The sequence below is a fragment of the uncultured Bradyrhizobium sp. genome (assembly GCF_964252615.1).
In the GTDB taxonomy this organism is placed as follows: Bacteria; Pseudomonadota; Alphaproteobacteria; order Rhizobiales; family Xanthobacteraceae; genus Bradyrhizobium.
Window position 1 is genome coordinate 71,744 of record NZ_CAXUNQ010000010.1, and the last position, 20,238, is coordinate 91,981.

The following is a 20,238-nucleotide window of genomic DNA, read 5'->3' on the forward strand; positions in this document are numbered from 1 at the left end:
TTCTATCCCGAATTCCTGTGGCTTTTTTAAGCGCAAACCGGCGGACGTCTGTCCTTCCACGGCCGCTGCTGTTCGAGCTGAGCCGCGAGGCGCAGAAGCGTTGCTTCGCCGCCCAGGCGGGCTGCGAACATCATGCCCAGGGGCAGCCCTGCCGCATTCCAGGCCAGGGGTACCGACATAGCGGGCTGGCCGGACATGTTGAACATGCTGGTGCCCGGCATATAGCGCCGCAGGATCGGAGCGATATGCGACAGATCGTTCGACATCGTATTGAGTTCGCCGACGCGCAGCGGCGGCGAGCATAACGTCGGCGACAGGAACACGTCGCAGCTTTCAAAGAACGTCGCGAGGCTATGCAAGATCTGGAAGGCGTTCTGTTGCGCCGATACATAATCGACCGCGCTTTGCTTCTGTGCATTATGTGAGCTTGCCAGCGTCAGTTTTTCAAGATCGCTGTCGGTCATCGCGCGTCCGAACCGTTGCTCGGCGAGCCGTACTGTCAACGCGGTGTTGGCAGCCACAATGGTCGACATTATCACGGCGGGGTCGGCGGGCAGAAATGGCGCTCGTTCCTCGACATGGTGACCGACGCCCGCAAGCATCGCAGCCACGTCACGAACCGCGGCAGCGATTTCGGGATCGATAGCATCGCCATATGGCGACTTGTCGGTGAATGCGATGCGCAATTTTCCGGGATCGCGTCCGACCTCCTGCGCGAAAGGCCGTTCCGGCGGCGGTGCGACGTACGGGCTCGATGTTTCAGGGCCTTGAATGGCGTCCAGCATCGCCGCGCTGTCGCGCACGCTGATGCTCAGCACATGGCCGCAGGAAAACCCGCCCCAGCCTTCACCGCGATCGGGACCAAGTGGATTGCGGGCGCGGCTTGGCTTCAATCCGAATACGCCCGATGCCGACGCGGGAATGCGGATCGAGCCGCCGCCGTCGCTGGCATGCGCGAGCGGGAGAATGCGCGCGGCGACGGCCGCGCCGGCACCACCGGACGAGCCGCCCGAGGAATGCGCGAGATTCCAGGGATTCCGGGTCGGGCCGAACAGCCGCGACTCGGTGGTCGGCATCAAACCGAATTCCGGGCTCGAGCTCTTGCCGAAGATGGTCACGCCGGTAGCAAGGAAGCGCTGGGCGAGAGTGCCGGAATGATCGGCCACATTGTCCTTGTAGACGCTCGCGCCCGAGGTGGTCCGCGTACCCTCGAGAAGATCAAGATCCTTGAGCAGAAATGGCACGCCGGTGAAAGGGCCATCGGGAAGCCCGTTATCGATCTGGCCTCGCGCGTAGTCATAATGCCTGACGACCACGGCATTGATCTGCGGGTCGATCTTTTCGGTCCGCGCAATGGCCTCGTCCAATAGCTCTCGCGCGCTGACCTGTTTGGTGCGGACGAGATCGGCAAGGCCGAGTGCGTCGTAGCTGCTGTATTCCTTGATCGCCATGAATGTTACCCGCACAGATGACGGTGATCGTCCAAGTCAGATTATCGACAGCGCAGGGCTATCGCCGTTCATCAGCCAAGTACGTCCTGATTGATGACGTTCTGCCGGATTGGTTCGCCGTCAAGCGCGCTGAGAATATTGCGGGCGGTTTGCTCGCTCATCCGGTCGACCGCTTCGCGGGTGACGCCCGCCACGTGCGGCGCAATGATGACGTTGGGAAGTTCAAACAGCGAATGCCCGACCGGCGGCGGCTCCTGTTCGAAAACGTCGAGACCGGCGCCTGCGAGTCTGCCGGAAACCAGCGCATCGTGCAGGGCCGGTTCATCGATAATGCCGCCGCGCGCGGTGTTGACGAGGTAGGCCGTAGGTTTCATGCGCTGCAGGCGGGCGGCGTTGAACATGCCGACGGTCTCCGATGTTTTGGGGCAATGGATGCTGACGAAATCGGATCGCGGCAACGCCGCATCGAGGTCGGCGACCGGCTCGCAGCCGGCGGCTTTGATCTCGTCGGCGGCTTTGTAGGGATCATAGACCAGGACCGTCATTTCCATGGCGAGGCAGCGTTTGGCCGTGCGCGTACCGATACGACCGAAACCAACGATCAGAACGGTCTTGCCGAACAGATCGAACGGCAGCTTGCCAAGACGCGTGCCCCAATCGCCCTGCTTGACCAGCGCGTGCATCTCCACGGCGCGCTTTGCCAGCGTCAGCATCATGAACATGGCCTGCTCGGCGACAGACGGAGAATTTGCCGTGCCAGCGACCATCAGCGGGACCTTGCGGCGGCTCAGCGCGGGAACGTCGACGGCATCGTAGCCGACCCCGATCCGCGTCACCACCCTGATGTCCTTCGAAGCTTCGAGTTCGGGCTCGCCGAAGCGGGTCGCTCCCAGCGCCACGCCGTGAACCGGCGCATGCTGCTTGAGCATCGCCTCGAAATCGACTGCGGATATCATATTGGGGAATTCGACGATTTCGATATCGTCGCGGTCTTTGAAGAGTTCGCGTCCCTTCGGAGAGAAAGATTCGGTGATAAGAATTTTCTTCTTGTTGGTCGCCATTCCCCGCACCCTCAGCCTTTCTGTGTTGCGTCCGTCAAATGACGGCGCCGCTGGCTTCATTTAGCAGGTGCATATTGTTGAGGTCCACCGCCAATCGGAGCGGGGCGCCATCCCGGGCACCGGCATTGGGGCTGACCCGTCCGCAGACCTGGACTCCCTCCAGCGTAAAATAGATCAGCGTCTCCATTCCCATCGGTTCGGTTACATCAAGCATGGCTACGAAGTTCTCGATCCCGGGCTCGGCATGCACGCTCGCCTCGGTGATATGCTCGGGACGCAGTCCCAGAAGCAGTTTCTCGTTCCGCGCAACACTCTGATAGCGCGCCGCGCGTTCCGGCGGCAGCGGAAAGGAGATAAGGTCGGTCAACCGGATCTGCAGCTTTCCGGAAACGTCTTCGAGCCGGCAGGGGATGAAATTCATCGCCGGCGAGCCGATGAAGCCCGCCACGAAGCGGGTCGCGGGCTTGTGATACAGTTCGTTCGGGGTGCCGATCTGCTCGATACGTCCATGGTTCATGACCACCACGCGGTCGGCTAATGTCATTGCCTCGACCTGGTCGTGAGTCACATAGACGGTGGTCGTGCGGACTTTCTGGTGCACTTTCTTGATCTCGATCCGCATCTGCACCCGCAGCTTGGCGTCGAGGTTGGAAAGCGGCTCGTCGAACAGGAACACTTTCGGATTACGGACGATGGCGCGGCCCATTGCAACGCGCTGGCGCTGGCCACCCGATAACTGCTTCGGCTTCCGGTTCACCAGTTCGGTGATATCGAGCATGCGGGCGGCTTCGTCGATACGCGTCTTGATCTCGGCCTTCGGATATTTTTTCAGGCGCAATCCGAACGACATGTTCTCCGCGACGGTCATGTGCGGATACAGCGCGTAATTCTGAAAGACCATGGCGATGTCGCGGTCCTTCGGCGGCACGTCGTTGACGACGTCGCCGCCGATCATGATGTCGCCGTCGGTGATGTCCTCGAGGCCCGCAATCATCCGCAATGTCGTCGACTTGCCGCAACCTGACGGCCCGACCAGCACCACAAACTCGTGGTCTGCGATATCAAGGTCGATGCCGCGCACCGCTTCGACATCGTCGTAACGCTTTACGACCTTACGCAACGACACATCGGCCATGTATGTTAACCCTTTGTCGCGCCGGCAGTGAGACCGGCGATGTAGTAGTCCATCAGGAACGCGTAGATGATGAGCGGCGGCGCCGCGCCGAGCAGGGCGCCGGTCATGATCTGTCCCCAGTTGAAGACGTCGCCCTTGATCAGGGTGGTGATAATGCCGACCGGCAGCACCAGCTGATCCGTCGAGGTGGTGAAAACCAGCGGATAGAGAAACTGCGCCCATGAAACCGTGAAGGCGAAGATCGTCGCGGCGATCAGGCCGGGCAGGGCTACCGGTATGAAGATGCGCGTCAGGGTCTGAAACCACGAGGCGCCGTCGATGATCGCGGCTTCGTCGAGTTCCTTCGGGATGGATGCAAAATATCCGATCATGATCCAGGTGCAGAACGGTACAGTAAGCGTCGGATACACGATCAGCAGCACGTACCAGCGGTTGATCAACTGGATCCCGGTCAGATCACCGAATACCGCGAACATCTTGAACAGCGGGATAAACAACAGCGTATCGGGGATGAGGTAGGTCAAAAACACGCCGGTCGCGAGCGTCGCGGAGCCCCAGAACCGCATGCGTGCCAGGGCGAATGCCGCCGGAACGCTGATCAGCATGGTGATGGTGACCACAAAGATCGAGACCATGGCCGAGTTCCAGAAGAACCGCAGAAACTGGTTCGATGTCAGCAGTCCGACATAGTTCGACAGCGTCGGATGGAACACCCACCAGGGGTTTGTTGCCGCCGAAATTTCGGCGCTGCTTTTAAGCGACGTGATCAGCATGTAAAGCGGCGGCACCAGCGAAAAGATCGCAAACAGCGTGAGGAAAAAATACGACCAACGAAGCGCCCAGGTGCGGTCGCGGCTCATGCTGCCATATTTGATCGTGCGGGTCGGTGCGGCCTTGTCGAGCGCTATCGTGCTTGCCATCAGGCTTCGTTCCCGCGTTTGTTGATGTCCCGCAGAATGAAGATCGCCGCGATCGCAAGTATTGGCACCATGAACAGGGAAACGCTGGCGCCGAGCGGGATATCGCTGCCTTCGATACCGATCCTGAAGGCCCAAGTCGCGAAAATGTGGGTGTGATCGAGCGGGCCGCCCGCAGTAAGGATGCGCACGATATCGAAGTTCGCAAAGGTTACGATCAATGAAAACAGTGTCGTGATGGCGATGATGTTGCGCATCATCGGCAGCGTCACATACCAGATGCGCTGCCACCAGTTGGCGCCATCGATCGCCGCGGCTTCGTACAACTGGTCGGGCACCGATTTCAGCGACGCCAGATACATGATCATGAAGAACGGCGCGCCATACCAGACATTCACGAGAATAACCGAAAAGCGCGCCCAGCTCGGATCACCGGTCCAGGCGATCGGTCCGATGCCGAAGAACGAAAGCGTGTAGTTAAACGCGCTGTACGACGGGTCAAACAGCCACAGCCACGCCAGCGTGCTCATTGCCGGCGGAATGACCCACGGCACCAGCAGCATTCCCCGCCACTTGCGCTGGCCTTTGGCAGGAATGTTGTGGACGAAGTGCGCGACAACGAAGCCGATCAGTGCTTTGAATACGACCGCCGAAATTGCGAAGATGCAGGACTGCTGGACCACAAGCCAGAACGTCTCGCGCTTGAACAGGAATTGAAAATTTCCAAGTCCGACAAAGCGCTGCATCGACTTGTTCAGCGTTGCAAGATGCAAGGAATAGAAAGCGGGATAGATAACCAGAATTGCGATCAGAAGAATCAGCGGCAGCGTCATCAGGAAGGCCGCGGTCGACTTCCGCTTCAACGTGGTCCGCAAACTGGCGCGCTTGCGTGCCGCCCGCGCCGGGGCAACGCTGTTGGGTTGAAATGTGACATCAACCATGATTCACCTTCCTCGCAGGTTTCGCGTCGCCGGGCAGATTTCCAGCCGGATCAGAAGCCTCACGCCGGCTCCCGATCGTATCGACGTAACCGCGTCATTGCGGACATCGGACGCAGCGGCCATCCAGTCGGGCGGCCGGCCGTCGCGCCGAAATCCTGCGTCAGCTGCGCATGTAGCCTTCGCACTCGCTCTCTGCCCAGGCGAGCGTCTTCTCCATCGCTTCGCCCTGATGGTATCGCAGGCACATCTTGGTGAGGATGGCCTGCGAGTAGATTTGCTGGGCAATCTTCGGAGGCGCTGGAGACGCAGCGATCGACAGCGTCTGGTGCTTGTACGGATTTGGATAGTGGTAGAGCGTTCCCTTCGGCGGACCTTCCTCGGCCCAGGTCTTCAACGTGGTGAGTTTCTCCCACGCCGGCAGGTCATAGCCGCCGCTGGCTGTGACAAGCTTCTCGATGGAAGCGGGCTGCGACAGATGAACCAGCAGGTTCTTGGCCGCCTCCTTATTCTTGGAGAAGCTCCAGATGCTCCAGAAATAAGGGAGATACGGCGCAAACCGGCCTTTCGGTCCGGCAGGGAAGCCGTGGGTCCAGCATTGTTCGGCGACCTGCGGAGCGTCGCGCTTGGCGACCGCCCAGGCGCTCGGCGGATTCATGATCATGGCGCCCTTGCCCGAGACCAGCCACTTGTTGTTCGAGGCATCGTCCCATGCCGCGACATCCGGCGGCAGGAAGGCGATCAGCTTCTTGTAGAATTCAAGAGCCTGGCGTACCGCGTCGGTCTTGATCGTGAGGTTGCCCTTGGCGTCGACAAGTTCTGCGCCAAAAGCCTGAAAAAACGCACCGGCAGTGTCGACGTTGTCAGGAGTTTCACCGAGACCGATGCCGAATGGGAAGCCGCCCTTGTGGCAGGCCTCGGCCGCCTTCAGGAAGGTATCCGTCGTCCAGTTGTCCGCTTTGGGCGGGCTGCCGGCCGGGTACATTTCCTGAACGTCGATGTTGGCATATTTTTTCATCAGGTCGATGCGGGAGCATGGCCCCTTGATCTGGCTGCCGATGCAGGACGGAACACCCAGCCACTTTTCGCCGGCCTTGCCGAGATACTGCGCGGTGCCATTGACGTCGCCGTTCTGCTTGATAAGTGGCGCCATAATGTCGTTGACGGACTCCAACTGCTCGGCATGGGCGTGAGGCCACCAGCTCGGCATGGCGAGGATATCGTGGCCGGATTTTGCCTGGGCTTCGGCGGCGATGGTCAGCAGGTTTTTATTGCCCTGGCTTGGGATGTAGTCGACCGAAACGTCGACCTTCTCTTTTTCCGCCCATTCATTGATGAGATCAGTACATGCCTTGTTGGCGCCGGGCACCCAGTGATCCCAAAAACCCATCGACAGTTTGCCGGCCGCATGCGCCCCTCGAAGGTAAGGCGCGGTTATTAATGCTGCGGACGTTAGCGCCGTGGCAGCTACGAATTGCCGGCGAGAAAGCTTCCTGCGAGACATGGTATCCTCTCCCTGGTGAGCCAATCGTGATGAGCGAAATTCGGCTGTTTGTTATTTCTCCATCTGCCAGCTCGGCCGTGATCGGTCGCTGCTGGTCGCCGTGGAGATTTGATTTGGCGATCAGAGCAGAATTGCCGGCATCTGTCGAGAAATCTGCTTGATCCGCCTCTAGAACTTACGTTGCGTGTGGTCATGCTGACTAACGGACATCGGCTGATGACGGATACTGCGGTGCACATAGCGGCGTATCGCAACCATCTGCGCGGATTGTCGCATGTTGAACGCCGACACAATGCTGCGCTCGGCCCGTGGACTTACACGATGCGAAAACGGTAGTGTTAATAACCAGCCAGCAGACGAGCATCAGCCCGACACCGAGGACAGCCATTGATGACCAGGACGAGATTGCCGACGCTTCGCAGCCAAAGATTGCATACCGCGCTGGCTATGGGAGCCTTGGTGCTTGTCGCTGTATCGCCTTTCGCGCGTGCACAGGGATTGGTCCAGGGTGTTCAACAGGGAGCGCAGGCCGGCAACAAGGCGGCCGGACCGGTGGGCGGCGTGCTGGGTGGTGCGATCGGCGGCGTGGTCGGCGTTGTTACGGGCGTGCTCGGAGTTCCCGGCAACACTTCGCAAGCACCACCGCAGCCCGCAGCAAAACAAACCAATCCCGCCAAGGCGACCAAGGCTGCAAAGGGAGCCAAGGCGGCCAATCGGACCGTTGCACAGCCAACGGAGGCGCCGCTGACTGCGGAACAGATCGTCGCCAACAGCGACGCCTATATCGATCGGATCAAGACCGAACTAAAGTTGACGCCCGAGCAGGAGAAGAATTGGACCGCCTTCAACAGCGCGATGCACTACCTCGGTCACAATGGCGCCGATCGCTTGAACTTGCGAATTGCGCGCGCGCAACGGGATCCTCCCGACGATATCATCGACCAGATGCGCAACGAAGCCCAGTTTCTCAACGACCGTGCCGTCGATCAAAGGAACGTCGCCGACGCGGCCGAGCCGCTGTTTGCGAGTCTCGATGCAAAGCAAAAAGCGATATTCATCGAGCAGATGGTCCGTTTGAGCCGCGAGCGCGGACTCGACTGATCAATCGCCGCCGCGCAAGTCAAAAGCACCCAAACGATATTCGCCAACGGCTTCGGCCGGGTTCTGCATGACCAGCGTGAAGGCTGCATCTGGATGCTGTTCCCATACCGCCAGATCTTCCGCGGTAATCGTCAGCCAGCCAAACGTGAAGAGGTATCGGCCCGGTTCGGCAGCTCGCCCAACCTGTGCCCAGCTGACTTTATGGACCGCCGGATCAATCACATTGCATCCGTCTTCAAGGCGTGGCTGAGCAGACGAAGACCATTTGAAAACGCCGGCGGACCGATAATCACGCTGACGGCGCGGCCGCGAGGAAAAAGAGGGCCGAAGCCCTCTTTATCGATCAGTAGCGGCCATAACCCCGGCGATATCCGTAAGCATAGCCTCCGCGGCGAGCACCGTAAGCGTAGCCGCGACGGACGCCGTAGCCGTACCGGTAGGCGGGCGCAGTGCGGATACAGCCGGCCGGGCCGCAGACCAACGCAACGCTTTCAACGTTTGCGGCCTGGGATTGACCGAGAGGCGCGAGCGGCATGGCTGATGCCATTCCGGTCGTCAGCGCCGCAGCGCCGAGTGTGACAAGTCCGGCAAGTGCAAATCTAAGTTTCATGGTTCCCCTCCTGTGGGAGCTAAAGTATGGCACACCCTAGGAGGTTGAATGTGAATGAGGGATGAGCAGACGAGGAGACCTGCGGCGAACATTGTGGCGCGCTTGTGTTACGCGCGACATCGTGCCGACACTGGATTTATTCGGCCGATCAGAGACAGGGCTGACGGCATTTGGCTCGTCAGCTTCATGCACTATGATCTCGGATACTTCGACCTGGAGCAAAAAACCTTGCAGCCCCTCGACAACCCGTTCGGCACGAGGTTGTCACCCATGTCCTAGGTACGTGGTGTTACCTATCTGTCCGGGCTGGACACGTGAGATATGGCGGAAGGGGTGGGATTCGAACCCACGGTACCCTTGCAGGCACGCCGGTTTTCAAGACCGGTGCCTTAAACCACTCGGCCACCCTTCCATCGCGCATCTCTTGGGGGAAGGCGGCGCCGATTGCAAGCGACAGCTCGATTTCCGCGTTTACGAACGGGGCGGAAACGAACAGCAACCAATCCTTCACCACGTCCGTGCACACCCCATTTCCGCCGCGTTCGCTCTGCGATATGCTCATACCTTGATGCGGAGATGGGGCCGCGTCGAGAAAGCCGCTGCTAAGCGCCGAGTAGGCAGGCGGCCGGCGGAATGGTATTTGGGCGGATGGGGATTCGACGATCAAATCGGATATGCCGGGCAGTGCGGGCCGCTACGGTGGCGGGCGCCTGCCTCCTGCTTGCGAACTGCGCGCAGAACGGAAAATTCAGCCGCGTCGATCCCAAATACGGCGTTTCCAGCAGCCCGCGGGTTGTCGCCTTCGGCGAGCCCGTACCCAAGGGCGGAGGCACCTACCGGGTCGGCAAACCTTATACCGTTGCAGGCCGGGTCTACGTTCCGGAAGAAGACACCGGTTATCGCGCGGAGGGCATGGCCTCCTGGTATGGCGATGATTTCCACGGGAGGCTGACCGCCAATGGCGAAGTGTTCGACATGGCCTCGTTGACGGCTGCGCACCCGACGCTGCCGATGCCGAGCTATGCCCGGGTGACGAATCTGAGCAACGGCAAATCGCTGATCGTCCGGGTCAACGACCGCGGGCCATACCATGGCAACCGGCTGATCGACGTCTCCAACCGGGCTGCGGAGTTGCTTGAATTCAAAGGCAACGGCGTAGCACGCGTACGGGTCGAGTACGTCGCGCGCGCTCCGCTGGAGGGATCCGACGACCGCCAACTGGTTGCAACGCTTCGTACCGGCGTGCCGGCGCCATCGCCCTCAACGGTACGGATTGCGTCCGCCAGACCGTTCATTCCGGATATCCCGGCACAAGGCCGCGCCATCCGTGGCGAGGTTCCGATGCCGGAGGGACGGCCATATACCCTCGGCAATACCGGCGCGGACCTGGCGTCGATCAATGCAACATCGGAAATGTCGGCTTCCGGCCGCGTGCGTTCTGGCGGGCGGGCCCTCGAAAACCCGCGCGCGGTGGTTTATGAAAATGATGGCGCCTATGCGCCGTCAGGCGTCAGACCCGTCTCCGCCTATGCGCCGGTCGACCCGCGTGGGCCGAGCGAGTTGCTGTCCGGACGCGGATTGTATTAGGCCAGTGGCCGGTTAAGCCTGAATCCTGACAAGCGATCGGCGTAAGCTCGTGTTGTTTACATCGCCGCCAACTGTTAGAACGCCGCGTCAGGATATCCGCGCATGTCCCTAATTTTGTTCAAGTATAATGTATTTCCTGTGGCAACCAAGCGCGGCATAATGGCTGGCCTGATTGCGATCTGCATTGCCTGCGGCTGCGCAGCCTATGCTGCCAACCAAAGTGTGCAGGGCGCCAAGAAGGAGGATGGCGGCTATGACACAGATGCGCCCACCGCGATCCTGATCGAAGCCGGCAGCGGCAGCGTGCTGTTCGAGAAGAACGCCGACGAGTTGCGAGCGCCGTCCAGCATGATGACGTTGATGACCACCGAAGTGATGTTCCGCGCCATCAAGCAGGGCGACATAAAACTCACCGATCAATACCTGGTCAGCGAGAATTCCTGGCGCAAGGGCGGCGCCCCGGCCGGCGGTCCGACGATGTTCGCGGCGATTCACAGCAGGGTTTCCGTGGATGACCTGCTGCGTGGCGCAATCATCCAGAACGGCAACGATTCCTGCATGATCCTGGCGGAAGGGTTTGCCGGCAGCGAAAAGGCATTCGCCGAGGCCATGACCAAGCGCGCCCGCGAACTGGGCTTGATGCAGTCCAGCTTCGCCAATTCGAGCGGCCTGCCCGATCCCGGCAACAAAATGACGGTGCGCGAGCTGTCGAAACTGGCCCGTTACCTCATTCAGACCTATCCGGATTTCTACAAACTATTTGGCGAGCGCGAATTCACCTGGAACAAGATTCGCCAGCAGAACCGCAACGCGTTGCTCAATTCCCTCGAAGGTGCCGACGGACTTAAAAGCGGATACAGCAAAGAGGGCGGCTACGGCATGGTCGGTTCGGCCGTTCAGAACGGAATGCGCCTGATCGTCGTCGTCAACGGCGTTGACGATCCCGACGATCGCGTAACCGAGGCGAAGAAATTGCTTGAATGGGGATTCCGCAATTTCGAGGCGAGGACGTTGTTCGCGGCGCAGCAGCCGGTAGGCTATGCCCAGGTGTTTGGTGGCGAGAGCCGGGCCGTCAAGCTTGTAAGTCCCGAGCCGGTCAAGGTGATGGTGCAGAAGAACGGCACCGACAAGTTGATCGCCCGGATCGTCTATAAAGGACCCGTGCGGGCGCCGATCGAACCCGGTCAGCGGGTTGGTATTGTCAAAGTCTGGCGCGGTTCCAATGTCGCCGTTGAAGCTCCGGTTTATGCAGCGGAATCGGTGAGCGCCGGTTCGACGGTGCGGCGCGCAATCGATGGCGCCAGCGAACTGGTGATCGGGATGTTCCGCGCGGGCGCCGAGAAGCTCTGAAAATGGCCGCGGCGGGCGCCAAACAGGGCCTGGGACGTGGACGGTTCATCACCTTCGAGGGTGGCGAGGGGTCCGGCAAGTCGACGCAAATCAAAATACTCGCTGAACGGCTCGACGGCACCGAGTTGCGCACCATCGTCACCCGCGAGCCCGGTGGATCGCCCGGTGCCGAAATCGTCCGTCATCTGCTGCTATCCGGGATCGGCAAGTTGCTCGGACCCGAGACGGAAGCCTTGCTGTTCGCGGCGGCACGCGATGATCATGTGCATGCGCTTATCAGGCCGGCGTTGGACCATGGCATTTGGGTACTGTGCGACCGGTTCTCGGACTCGACGCGGGTCTATCAGGGCAGGCTGGGAAAGGTTGATCCCGGAGTTCTGAACGCCATGCAACGCGTCACCATCGGCGATCTCAAGCCCGATCTGACGATCATTCTCGACGTTCCCGTGGAAGTCGGCATGGGCCGCGCCGCGGCGCGGCGCGGCTCCGGTACGCCGGACCGGTTCGAGGGAGAGGCCGCTGAATTTCATGAAGGCTTGCGCGACGCCTATCGGCAGATTGCCGCGGCGGAGCCGGACCGATGCATACTGATCGACGCCAATGCCGCCGCAGGGATGGTGGCGGCCAGGATCTGGACCGAGGTCTGCGACCGGTGCCTCTCATTCGATGTTTCGAAAATGGTTACCCACGCATGAGCGCCCGCCGGGTTGAGACGTCCACCGCGGCCACGCACCCCCGGGAAACCATGTCGTTGTTCGGGCATCGCGAGGCTGAGTTGACGTTGCTGAACGCCTATCGCAGCGGCCGAATTGCGCATGCGTGGCTGATCGGCGGTGCGCAGGGCACCGGCAAGGCTACGCTGGCCTATCGGATGGCGCGGTTCGTGCTCGCGCATCGCGATCCTCTGGCGCCGGATGTGCAAGCCGCTGCAACGCTCGAGATCAGCCGATCCGATCCGGTAGCTCGTCACGTCGCCACCGGCGCCCATGGCGGATTGCTGAGCCTGGAGCGCACGCTCAACGACAAGGGGGTGATGCGCACCGTCATCACGGTCGATGAAACCCGGGAGACGATTTCATTCTTCGGTTCGACCGCGGCGGCGGAGGGCTGGCGGGTCTGCATCGTCGACACCGTCGATGAACTGAATGCCAACGCCGCCAATGCGCTGCTGAAAGTGCTCGAGGAGCCGCCACGGCGGTCACTGTTCCTGCTGGTCAGCCACGCGCCGGCGCGGGTGTTGCCGACCATTCAATCACGCTGCCGAAAACTGCTGTTGCGGCCGCTTTCCGCCGCCGACGTCATCCGCGCCGCGGCCGAAGCCACACAGAAGCCGGTCGATGATCCCTCGCTCGCGGAAGCGGCGGCGGCGGCGGACGGGAGCGTCGCGCGGGCGCTGACCTTGCTCGGTGGCGACGCGCTCAAGCTGCACCAGCGCACGGCGGCCCTGCTGAACAGCTTACCTCGCGTCAATCCCCGAGAGCTTCACGACCTCGGCGACTCGCTCAGCGGCAGCGATCGCGCGGTGCTGGGGACCTTCATCGACAGCGTCGATCGCTGGATCGCAGAGCGGCTGCGGTCCGACGACGCCAATGCCAACGCAAATCTTCCGCGCCTTGCGCGGTTGGCGGAGGTGTGGGAAAAGATCGGCCGCGCCGCGCGGGATACCGCTGAATACAATCTAGAGCGAAAACCGCTGGTTTTTTCGGTGTTCGGAATGCTTGCGGAAGCGATCCGATAGCCTACGCAACGACGATTTCGCGCAACCCAACTCACTGGTTCGATCGAAGGTTCCTAAAGCACAGTCATGGCGCCCGCAACCGATCCAACCCGACCGACCTATTTTCTGACCACGCCGATTTTTTATCCGAACGGCGTGCCGCATATCGGTCACGCCTATACTGCCATGGTGACCGATGCGATCGCCCGTTTTCAGCGGCTTGACGGGTTCGACGTGCTCTTCCTCACCGGGACCGACGAGCATGGCCTGAAGATGCAGCAGACCGCGATCGCGGAAGGCCTCGCGCCGTTGGCGCTGGCAGACCGCAACTCCGCGCGCTTTCGCGAGATGATGACCGCTCTCAACATTTCATATGACGATTACATCCGGACCACGGAGCCGCGCCACGAACGCGCCTGCCAAGCGCTGTGGACGGCAATCGAAAAAAACGGCGACATCTATCTCGACAAATACGCAGGCTGGTATTCGGTTCGCCAGGAAGGTTATTTCGACGAGAGTGAAACGGTTCTCGGCGACGACGGAGTCCGCCGCGAACCGCTGGGCTCGCCGGTCGAATGGACCGAGGAGGAATCCTATTTCTTCCGCCTGTCGGCCTATCAGGACAAATTGCTCGACCTTTACGAGCGCGTGCCCGATTTCGTACTGCCGCGCGAACGGTTGAACGAGGTCGCCAGCTTTGTCAAAAGCGGCCTGCAGGACATTTCAGTCTCGCGCACCACCTTCGACTGGGGCATCAAGGTGCCCGGTGCGCCCGGACATGTGATGTATGTGTGGATGGACGCGTTGACCAATTACATCACCGCCGCCGGCTATCCGGACGTCGATAGCGCGAGGTTCAAGCGCTACTGGCCGGCAAATCTCCACGTTACCGGCAAGGACATCGTTCGCTTTCATGCCGTCTACTGGCCGGCATTCCTGATGTCGGCCGGTGTCGCCGTTCCACAGCGCCTGTTCAGTCACGGTTTTTTGCTGAACCGCGGCGAAAAAATGTCGAAATCGGTTGGTAACGTCGTCGATCCCTTTGCCATGGCTGATCAATACGGTGTCGATCAAGTGCGCTATTTCTTCATGCGTGAGGTATCGTTCGGACAGGACGGTAGCTACAACCACGAGGCCATCGTCGCGCGGACCAACGCCGATCTCGCCAACGATCTTGGCAATCTGGCGCAGCGCTCACTCTCGATGATCGCCAAACAATATGACGGCGTGCTGCCGAAACCGGGTGATTACACCGATAACGACAAGGCGATCCTGACTCAGGCCGACGCCATGATCGGGCTTGCACGCACTGCCATGAGCACGCAGCAGATTCATCATTGGCTTAATATCGTCTGGGCTGTTGTCGCCGATGCCAACCGCTATTTTGCGGGCGAGGCGCCATGGGCGCTGGCGAAGACGGATCCACCGCGCCAGCGCACCGTGTTGTACGTGACCGCCGAGGTCATCCGGCAGGTTGCGATTTTGGTGCAGCCGGTGATGCCGGCATCGTCGGCGAAGCTGCTGGATAGTCTTGGCATTCCCGCGGACGCGCGCGGCTTCGCGGCGCTCGGCGGCGAGACGCGTATCGAAGCGGGAACGAAATTGCCTGCGCCGGTAGCGGTCTTCCCGCGTTACGTCGAACCTTCGGCGGCGTAACAAGATGCTTGTCGACAGCCACTGCCACCTCGATTTTCCGGACTTTGCTCCGGACCTCGACGCCATCGTCGCGCGTGCCGAGACTGCGGGAATAGGGCGTATCGTGACGATCTCCACGCGGGTCAAACGTCTCGATGCCTTGCTGGCAATCACTGCCCGTTTTCCCAATGTCTATTGCTCGGTGGGTACCCATCCGCACCATGCCGATGAGGAAGATGGGATACCTGCGGACCGGTTGATCGAACTCACGAGGCATCCGAAGGTCGTGGCTCTGGGTGAAGCAGGGCTGGACTATTTCTACAAGCACGGCTCGCCCGAAGCACAGGAGCGCGGTTTTCGGACGCATATCGCCGCTGCGCGTGCCACCGGACTGCCGTTGGTCATTCATACCCGCGACGCCGACGAGGACTGCGGCCGTATCCTGGAAGACGAGATGGCGAACGGAGCGTTTCGCGCCGTGCTGCATTGCTACACCGGTGGCCGTGAACTGGCCATGAAAGCAATCGCTCTGGGCCTGTCGATTTCATTCACCGGTATCCTGACCTTCAAGAAATCCGGGGCGCTGCGCGATCTGGCGGCGGAGCTTCCGGCCGACCGCATCATGGTGGAAACCGACGCGCCCTATCTTGCGCCCGGCAAATTTCGCGGCAAGCGCAACGAGCCGTGCTATGTGGTGGAGATCGCCAAGGTGCTGGCGGAAGCGCGCGGGGTCTCGCTGGATGACATTTCGCGACAGACAAGCGAAAATTTCCTGCACCTGTTCAGCAAGGTGCCGGCATGACGCTGACGCTGACCATCCTGGGCTGTGGATCTTCGGCCGGCGTGCCGCGCCCGGCACTGGGCTGGGGCGCCTGCGATCCGAACAATCCAAAAAACCGCCGCCGCCGCTGTTCGCTTCTTGCCGAACTGGTATCGAATGACGGCATTACGCAGGTCCTGATCGATACCTCTCCGGACCTGCGCGAACAGTTGATCGATGCGGATGTCGATCACATCGACGCGGTATTTCTCACCCACGAGCACGCCGATCAAACCCACGGCATCGACGATCTGCGCTCGGTGGTGCTACATCAGCGCAGGCGTATTCCGGTCTATCTGAATCAATCGACCGCGGAGCATATCCTGCTGCGGTTCTCTTACTGCTTTGTGTCTCCGCCCGGCAGCGACTACCCGCCAATCCTGGACTCCCATTCGATCGAAGCCGGCGAAAGCCGGACCGTCGCAGGGAAGGGCGGTTCGCTTTCGCTCTCCGCGTTCATCCTGCAGCACGGCAACATCCCGGCACTCGGCTACAGGATCGGCAACGCCGCCTATACGCCCGATGTCAGCGACATCCCGCAACAGAGCTGGCCGGCACTGGAAAATCTCGATCTATGGATCATCGACGGCCTGCGTTACACAGGCCATCCCAGTCACTTCAGCGTCAACGACGCATTGTCCTGGATCGACCGGTTCAAGCCGAAACGCGCTGTGATCACCAACATGCATTCCGATCTGGACTACGACGTGCTGCGCCTCAGCCTGCCGCCGCATGTGATTCCGGCCTATGACGGCATGCGGCTGACGCTGGATTAAGAGTGCCGTGCCCCGGATGCGGCGCAGCGTTCGTCACGCTGCTTGGCAAAGCCGTCACGGCGCTGGCTCTGACTCGAGACTACGCCGAGATCGCCGTCGCCGATTTGACCTGGTCGCGCAGCATGAACTTCTGTATCTTGCCGGTCGATGTTTTCGGGATGACTCCGAACACCACCGTCTTCGGGGTCTTGAATCCGGGCAACTGGGCGCGGCAGAACGCAATGATATCCGCCTCGGTCGTGCTGGCATTGTCTTTCAGTTCGACGAACGCGCAGGGTACTTCGCCCCATTTCGCGTCGGGCTTGGCCACCACCGCTGCGAACAGCACTGCCGGGTGCTTGTAAAGCACGTCCTCGACTTCGACCGAGGAAATGTTCTCGCCGCCGGAAATAATGATGTCCTTGGAGCGGTCCTTGATGATGACGTAGCCATGTTCGTCGAGCACGCCAAGGTCGCCGGTGTGAAACCAGCCGCCGGCGAATGCTTCTTCCGTGGCTTTTTTATTTTTCAGATAACCTTTCATCACGATGTTGCCGCGGAACATCACTTCACCGACGGTCTCGCCGTCGCGAGGCACCTGCTGCATCGTCTCGGGATTGATTACGGCCACGCCTTCTTGCAGCGGATAGGATACGCCCTGGCGCCGTTTCATTTGCGCGCGCTCCTCGGCGGGCAGGTCGTCCCAGCCCGGTTGCTCAGCGCAGACCGAAGCAGGGCCATAGGTTTCCGTCAGCCCGTACACATGCGTCAGCTTGATGCCGATACTTTCCGTGCCCTCCAGAACCGCGACCGGAGGCGCAGCACCCGCGATCAAACCGATAACGGGCCGGGCGGCCGTCGCCTTCGGCGCATCCGGCGCGTTGATCAGGGTGTTATAAACGATCGGTGCGCCGCACATGTGGGTGACGCCGTGCCTTGCGATCAACTCAAAGATTTTAGCCGGATCGACCTTGCGCAGGCAGACGTTGATGCCGGCGGCGGCGGCGACGGTCCAGGGAAAGCACCAGCCGTTGCAGTGAAACATCGGCAGGGTCCACAGATAGACGGGGTGTTGGCCGAGATTGCCGGCAAGAATATTGCTGACGGCGTTGAGATAGGCACCGCGGTGGTGGGTAACGACCCCCTTGGGATTTCCCGTGGTCCCCGAGGTATAGCTCAGCGCAATGGCGTCCCATTCGTCCTGGGGCGGTATTGCGGTAAATCCCGGATCGCCTTGGGACACCGCGTCCTCGTATTCAAGCTCGCCGATCCGCTTTCCGCCGGGATAGGCCGCGTCATCGACGTCGATAACTACCGGCGTTGGCGCCGCCATCAGGGTCAGCGCTTCCGAGATCACGTCGGCGAATTCCGGATCGACCAGAATGACCTTGGCGCCGCCGTGGTTGAGCTGAAAGGCGATGGTATTTGCTTCGAGACGGATATTGAGGGTGTTGAGCACCGCGCCGGTCATCGGCACGGCGAAATGCACTTCGTTCATCGCGGGAATGTTCGGCAGCATCGCGGCGACCGTATCGCCGGGGCCGATGCCACGTTGCGTCAGGAAGGACGCGAAGCGCCGGCAACGCTCGTAGGTCTGGCCCCAGGTAAACACACGATCTTCATATACCGTGCTGGCAAGGTCTGGAAAAACGGCGCCGGTGCGCTTCAGAAAGCTCAACGGCGAGAGCGGCACGAAATTCGCCGGCGTCCTGTCCAATCCGACGCCGTAATGTCCTTGGTCACTCATCGCTTCGGTCCATTTCGTGGCTCACAGAAATCCGATTGAAATCCAAGGGAATATCGCAACGATAATCAAGCCCACCAACAGCGCAAGCAAATACCCCATGATCGGACCGACACCTTCGGCGGGATCGACCCTTCCGATCGCGCAGGCGGCGTAATAGCCGACGCCAAACGGCGGTGCGAACAGACCAATTCCCATCGCAAGGATCACGATCATCGCGTAGTGGACCTCGTGGACGCCGACCAGACGCGCCACCGGAAACAGCAGCGGGCCGAACAGCACGATCGCCGGAATTCCCTCCAGCACGCTGCCGAGAACCACGAAAACGACGATCGACACCGCGATGAAGGTCGCGGAACCGCCGGGCAGGCCGGTCATTGCGGCGGCCAACGCGCGCGAAAAGCCGGACTGGGTCAGCCCCCAGGCCATGCCGGTGGCGGTGCCGATGATCAGCAGGATTGCGCCGGACAGGCACGCGGTTTCGACCAGCATCGGCAGCAATCGCCGCCAGTCGAAATGACGATATATCAGAAGCCCGACCACGAGCGCGTAGACGATGCCGATGGTTGACACCTCGGTCGCGGTTGCGATGCCCTCGACCACCGCATAACGGATCACGAACGGCAGCGCCAGCGCGGGCAGGGCGATGACAAAGGATCTGACGATCTCGCCGCCCTTCGCCCTCTTGACATGGCTGAGGTCCTCATTGCGATAGCGCCACCACACCAGCGCCGACAGCGTAATCGCCAACACCACGCCCGGCAGCAGCCCGCCGGTGAACAGCGCGGAGATCGAGACGCCGGTCACCGAGCCGATGGTAATCAGCACGAGACTCGGCGGAATGGTTTCGGTCTGCGCGCCGGTCGCCGCCAGCAGGCCGACGAGGTCGCCGGGCTTGGCGCCCCGCGCCTTCATCTCCGGAAACAGCACCGGAGCGACCGCGGCCATATCGGCGGCTTTCGAACCGGAAATGCCCGACACTAGGTACATGGCGCCCACCAGCACATAGTGCAGGCCGCCGCGGATGTGGCCGAGCAGGCTTGCCAGGAACGCAACCATGGCCCGCGCCATGCCGGTCATCTCGATCAGCAATCCTAAGAACACAAACAGCGGCACCGAAAGCAGGATCAGGTGACTCATGCCCTCGTCCATGCGGCCGACCAGAACCATCAGGGGCGTTCGCGTCGTCAGCGCCAGATAACCGAAGATCGCCAGCCCAAACCCGAATGCGATGGGCACGCCGGCGAAAACGCAGAAGCCGGTCACGCCGACGAAGAAGATAATCAGATTGATATTGCCAAGCGGACGCAGCCACGGCTGCGCCAGCCAGAATACCGCGATCAGCACCGCCACCGACAGCGCCGCGCCCAGCAATGTGCGGGCGTCACCGGTTTTAGCCAGCCGCAAAAATGCAAACAGCGCCATCAGGCAGATGCCGACCGGCAAGGCGGCGGCGCGCCAGATGTTGGGAATTTGCAATGCTGGCGTGGTGATGAAGCTTTCCTCATACGCATATTCGGCGGCCGGCCAGGCGATCAGCAGCAGGAATGCCAGCGCCGCGCAGGTCGCAACCACATCGAAATAGGCGCGCGTGGCAGGCCCGGCGCTGGCGACCACGGCAGTCATCCGCATGTGCTCGGCACGGCGGAATGCCACCACCGCGCCCAGCATCGCCAGCCAGAGGAACAGGATCGATGCCAGTTCATCCGACCAGATCAGCGGGCGGTGCAACCCGTAGCGCGCGACCACCCCGGCAAACAGGATGACGATTTCGGCGACCACCAGGAACGCAGCCGGACCTTCGACGAGCAGTCCAAGGTAGGTATCGAGCGACGCCGCCAGCGGCCGGCGGCGAGGGGACCCGGAGGCCGCCTCGCCGCCTGTTGCTCGCGAGAGTTCGGCGTGCACCATGA

18 protein-coding genes and 1 tRNA gene are annotated in these 20,238 nt (G+C 61.1%); 8 read left to right on the plus strand and 11 right to left on the minus strand.

What is annotated here, in order from left to right; translation table 11 throughout:
* Positions 1–26: 26 nt before the first annotated feature.
* The 6 genes from ACFE72_RS08455 to ACFE72_RS08480 form a co-directional block, all read right to left on the minus strand.
* The gene (locus tag ACFE72_RS08455; protein WP_375412632.1) at positions 27–1,451 is read right to left on the minus strand and encodes an amidase; all 1,425 of its coding nucleotides are present in this window, start codon (positions 1,449–1,451) and stop codon (positions 27–29) included.
* 71 nt (positions 1,452–1,522) lie between these two features.
* Positions 1,523–2,512 (minus strand): hydroxyacid dehydrogenase, encoded by a 990-nt coding sequence (locus ACFE72_RS08460; RefSeq protein ID WP_375412633.1) that lies wholly within the window; start codon positions 2,510–2,512, stop codon positions 1,523–1,525.
* 34 nt (positions 2,513–2,546) lie between these two features.
* A complete protein-coding gene (locus ACFE72_RS08465; protein ID WP_375412634.1) occupies positions 2,547–3,647 on the minus strand; it encodes an ABC transporter ATP-binding protein in 1,101 nt (366 codons plus the stop codon).
* Positions 3,648–3,652: 5 nt separating this feature from the next.
* Entirely contained in the window at positions 3,653–4,567 is a 915-nt protein-coding gene (locus ACFE72_RS08470; protein ID WP_375412635.1) for a carbohydrate ABC transporter permease, read from the minus strand.
* Entirely contained in the window at positions 4,567–5,505 is a 939-nt protein-coding gene (locus ACFE72_RS08475; RefSeq protein ID WP_375412636.1) for a carbohydrate ABC transporter permease, read from the minus strand. The genes ACFE72_RS08470 and ACFE72_RS08475 overlap by 1 nt, the downstream gene beginning before the upstream one ends.
* Positions 5,506–5,665: 160 nt before the next feature.
* The gene (locus ACFE72_RS08480; protein ID WP_375412637.1) at positions 5,666–7,006 is read right to left on the minus strand and encodes an ABC transporter substrate-binding protein; all 1,341 of its coding nucleotides are present in this window, start codon (positions 7,004–7,006) and stop codon (positions 5,666–5,668) included.
* A gap of 447 nt (positions 7,007–7,453) precedes the next feature.
* Between ACFE72_RS08480 and ACFE72_RS08485 the strand changes: the two genes are divergently transcribed.
* Positions 7,454–8,107, plus strand: coding sequence for a Spy/CpxP family protein refolding chaperone (locus ACFE72_RS08485; RefSeq protein WP_375412668.1), 654 nt, complete (start codon positions 7,454–7,456; stop codon positions 8,105–8,107).
* Here the strand turns inward: ACFE72_RS08485 and ACFE72_RS08490 are convergent, their stop codons facing one another.
* The 3 genes from ACFE72_RS08490 to ACFE72_RS08500 all read right to left on the minus strand — a co-directional run bounded on the left by ACFE72_RS08490 (position 8,108) and on the right by ACFE72_RS08500 (position 9,129).
* On the minus strand, positions 8,108–8,329 hold the full coding sequence (locus ACFE72_RS08490; RefSeq protein WP_375412638.1) for a hypothetical protein: 222 nt from the start codon (positions 8,327–8,329) through the stop codon (positions 8,108–8,110).
* A gap of 121 nt (positions 8,330–8,450) precedes the next feature.
* On the minus strand, positions 8,451–8,717 hold the full coding sequence (locus ACFE72_RS08495) for a hypothetical protein (RefSeq protein WP_375412639.1): 267 nt from the start codon (positions 8,715–8,717) through the stop codon (positions 8,451–8,453).
* 322 nt (positions 8,718–9,039) lie between these two features.
* A tRNA-Ser gene (locus ACFE72_RS08500) sits at positions 9,040–9,129 on the minus strand.
* A gap of 236 nt (positions 9,130–9,365) precedes the next feature.
* Here ACFE72_RS08500 and ACFE72_RS08505 point away from each other — a divergent pair.
* The 7 genes from ACFE72_RS08505 to ACFE72_RS08535 all read left to right on the plus strand — a co-directional run bounded on the left by ACFE72_RS08505 (position 9,366) and on the right by ACFE72_RS08535 (position 16,602).
* Positions 9,366–10,304 carry a septal ring lytic transglycosylase RlpA family protein gene (locus tag ACFE72_RS08505; RefSeq protein WP_375412640.1) on the plus strand — a complete coding sequence of 313 codons (939 nt, stop codon included), beginning with the start codon at positions 9,366–9,368 and terminating at the stop codon, positions 10,302–10,304.
* 159 nt (positions 10,305–10,463) lie between these two features.
* Positions 10,464–11,654 (plus strand): D-alanyl-D-alanine carboxypeptidase family protein, encoded by a 1,191-nt coding sequence (locus tag ACFE72_RS08510; protein WP_375412669.1) that lies wholly within the window; start codon positions 10,464–10,466, stop codon positions 11,652–11,654.
* 2 nt (positions 11,655–11,656) lie between these two features.
* On the plus strand, positions 11,657–12,349 hold the full coding sequence (tmk, locus tag ACFE72_RS08515; RefSeq protein WP_375412641.1) for a dTMP kinase: 693 nt from the start codon (positions 11,657–11,659) through the stop codon (positions 12,347–12,349).
* On the plus strand, positions 12,346–13,392 hold the full coding sequence (locus tag ACFE72_RS08520; protein WP_375412642.1) for a DNA polymerase III subunit delta': 1,047 nt from the start codon (positions 12,346–12,348) through the stop codon (positions 13,390–13,392). The genes tmk and ACFE72_RS08520 overlap by 4 nt, the downstream gene beginning before the upstream one ends.
* Positions 13,393–13,458: 66 nt before the next feature.
* The gene (gene metG, locus ACFE72_RS08525; RefSeq protein WP_375412643.1) at positions 13,459–15,027 is read left to right on the plus strand and encodes a methionine--tRNA ligase; all 1,569 of its coding nucleotides are present in this window, start codon (positions 13,459–13,461) and stop codon (positions 15,025–15,027) included.
* A gap of 4 nt (positions 15,028–15,031) precedes the next feature.
* Entirely contained in the window at positions 15,032–15,808 is a 777-nt protein-coding gene (locus ACFE72_RS08530) for a TatD family hydrolase (protein ID WP_375412644.1), read from the plus strand.
* Positions 15,805–16,602, plus strand: coding sequence for an MBL fold metallo-hydrolase (locus ACFE72_RS08535; RefSeq protein ID WP_375412645.1), 798 nt, complete (start codon positions 15,805–15,807; stop codon positions 16,600–16,602). Before ACFE72_RS08530 ends, ACFE72_RS08535 begins: the two co-directional genes overlap by 4 nt.
* Before the next feature lie 79 nt (positions 16,603–16,681).
* On the opposite strand, the gene ACFE72_RS08540 is transcribed toward ACFE72_RS08535, so the two are convergent.
* The gene (locus tag ACFE72_RS08540; protein WP_375412646.1) at positions 16,682–18,328 is read right to left on the minus strand and encodes an acyl-CoA synthetase; all 1,647 of its coding nucleotides are present in this window, start codon (positions 18,326–18,328) and stop codon (positions 16,682–16,684) included.
* Positions 18,329–18,349: 21 nt separating this feature from the next.
* On the minus strand, positions 18,350–20,236 hold the full coding sequence (locus ACFE72_RS08545) for a TRAP transporter large permease subunit (RefSeq protein ID WP_375412647.1): 1,887 nt from the start codon (positions 20,234–20,236) through the stop codon (positions 18,350–18,352).
* Positions 20,237–20,238 lie beyond the last annotated feature (2 nt).

Coding starts and splice junctions, on each gene's coding strand:
- ACFE72_RS08465 (WP_375412634.1), bottom strand. CDS start 3,647: ATGGCCGATGTGTCGTTGCGTAAGGTCGTAAAGCGTTACGACGATGTC.
- ACFE72_RS08505 (WP_375412640.1), top strand. CDS start 9,366: ATGGGGATTCGACGATCAAATCGGATATGCCGGGCAGTGCGGGCCGCT.
- ACFE72_RS08470 (WP_375412635.1), bottom strand. CDS start 4,567: ATGGCAAGCACGATAGCGCTCGACAAGGCCGCACCGACCCGCACGATC.
- ACFE72_RS08520 (WP_375412642.1), top strand. CDS start 12,346: ATGAGCGCCCGCCGGGTTGAGACGTCCACCGCGGCCACGCACCCCCGG.
- ACFE72_RS08455 (WP_375412632.1), bottom strand. CDS start 1,451: ATGGCGATCAAGGAATACAGCAGCTACGACGCACTCGGCCTTGCCGAT.
- ACFE72_RS08495 (WP_375412639.1), bottom strand. CDS start 8,717: ATGAAACTTAGATTTGCACTTGCCGGACTTGTCACACTCGGCGCTGCG.
- ACFE72_RS08460 (WP_375412633.1), bottom strand. CDS start 2,512: ATGGCGACCAACAAGAAGAAAATTCTTATCACCGAATCTTTCTCTCCG.
- ACFE72_RS08540 (WP_375412646.1), bottom strand. CDS start 18,328: ATGAGTGACCAAGGACATTACGGCGTCGGATTGGACAGGACGCCGGCG.
- ACFE72_RS08475 (WP_375412636.1), bottom strand. CDS start 5,505: ATGGTTGATGTCACATTTCAACCCAACAGCGTTGCCCCGGCGCGGGCG.
- ACFE72_RS08485 (WP_375412668.1), top strand. CDS start 7,454: ATGGGAGCCTTGGTGCTTGTCGCTGTATCGCCTTTCGCGCGTGCACAG.
- ACFE72_RS08545 (WP_375412647.1), bottom strand. CDS start 20,236: ATGGTGCACGCCGAACTCTCGCGAGCAACAGGCGGCGAGGCGGCCTCC.
- ACFE72_RS08530 (WP_375412644.1), top strand. CDS start 15,032: ATGCTTGTCGACAGCCACTGCCACCTCGATTTTCCGGACTTTGCTCCG.
- ACFE72_RS08480 (WP_375412637.1), bottom strand. CDS start 7,006: ATGTCTCGCAGGAAGCTTTCTCGCCGGCAATTCGTAGCTGCCACGGCG.
- ACFE72_RS08535 (WP_375412645.1), top strand. CDS start 15,805: ATGACGCTGACGCTGACCATCCTGGGCTGTGGATCTTCGGCCGGCGTG.
- metG (WP_375412643.1), top strand. CDS start 13,459: ATGGCGCCCGCAACCGATCCAACCCGACCGACCTATTTTCTGACCACG.
- ACFE72_RS08510 (WP_375412669.1), top strand. CDS start 10,464: ATGGCTGGCCTGATTGCGATCTGCATTGCCTGCGGCTGCGCAGCCTAT.
- tmk (WP_375412641.1), top strand. CDS start 11,657: ATGGCCGCGGCGGGCGCCAAACAGGGCCTGGGACGTGGACGGTTCATC.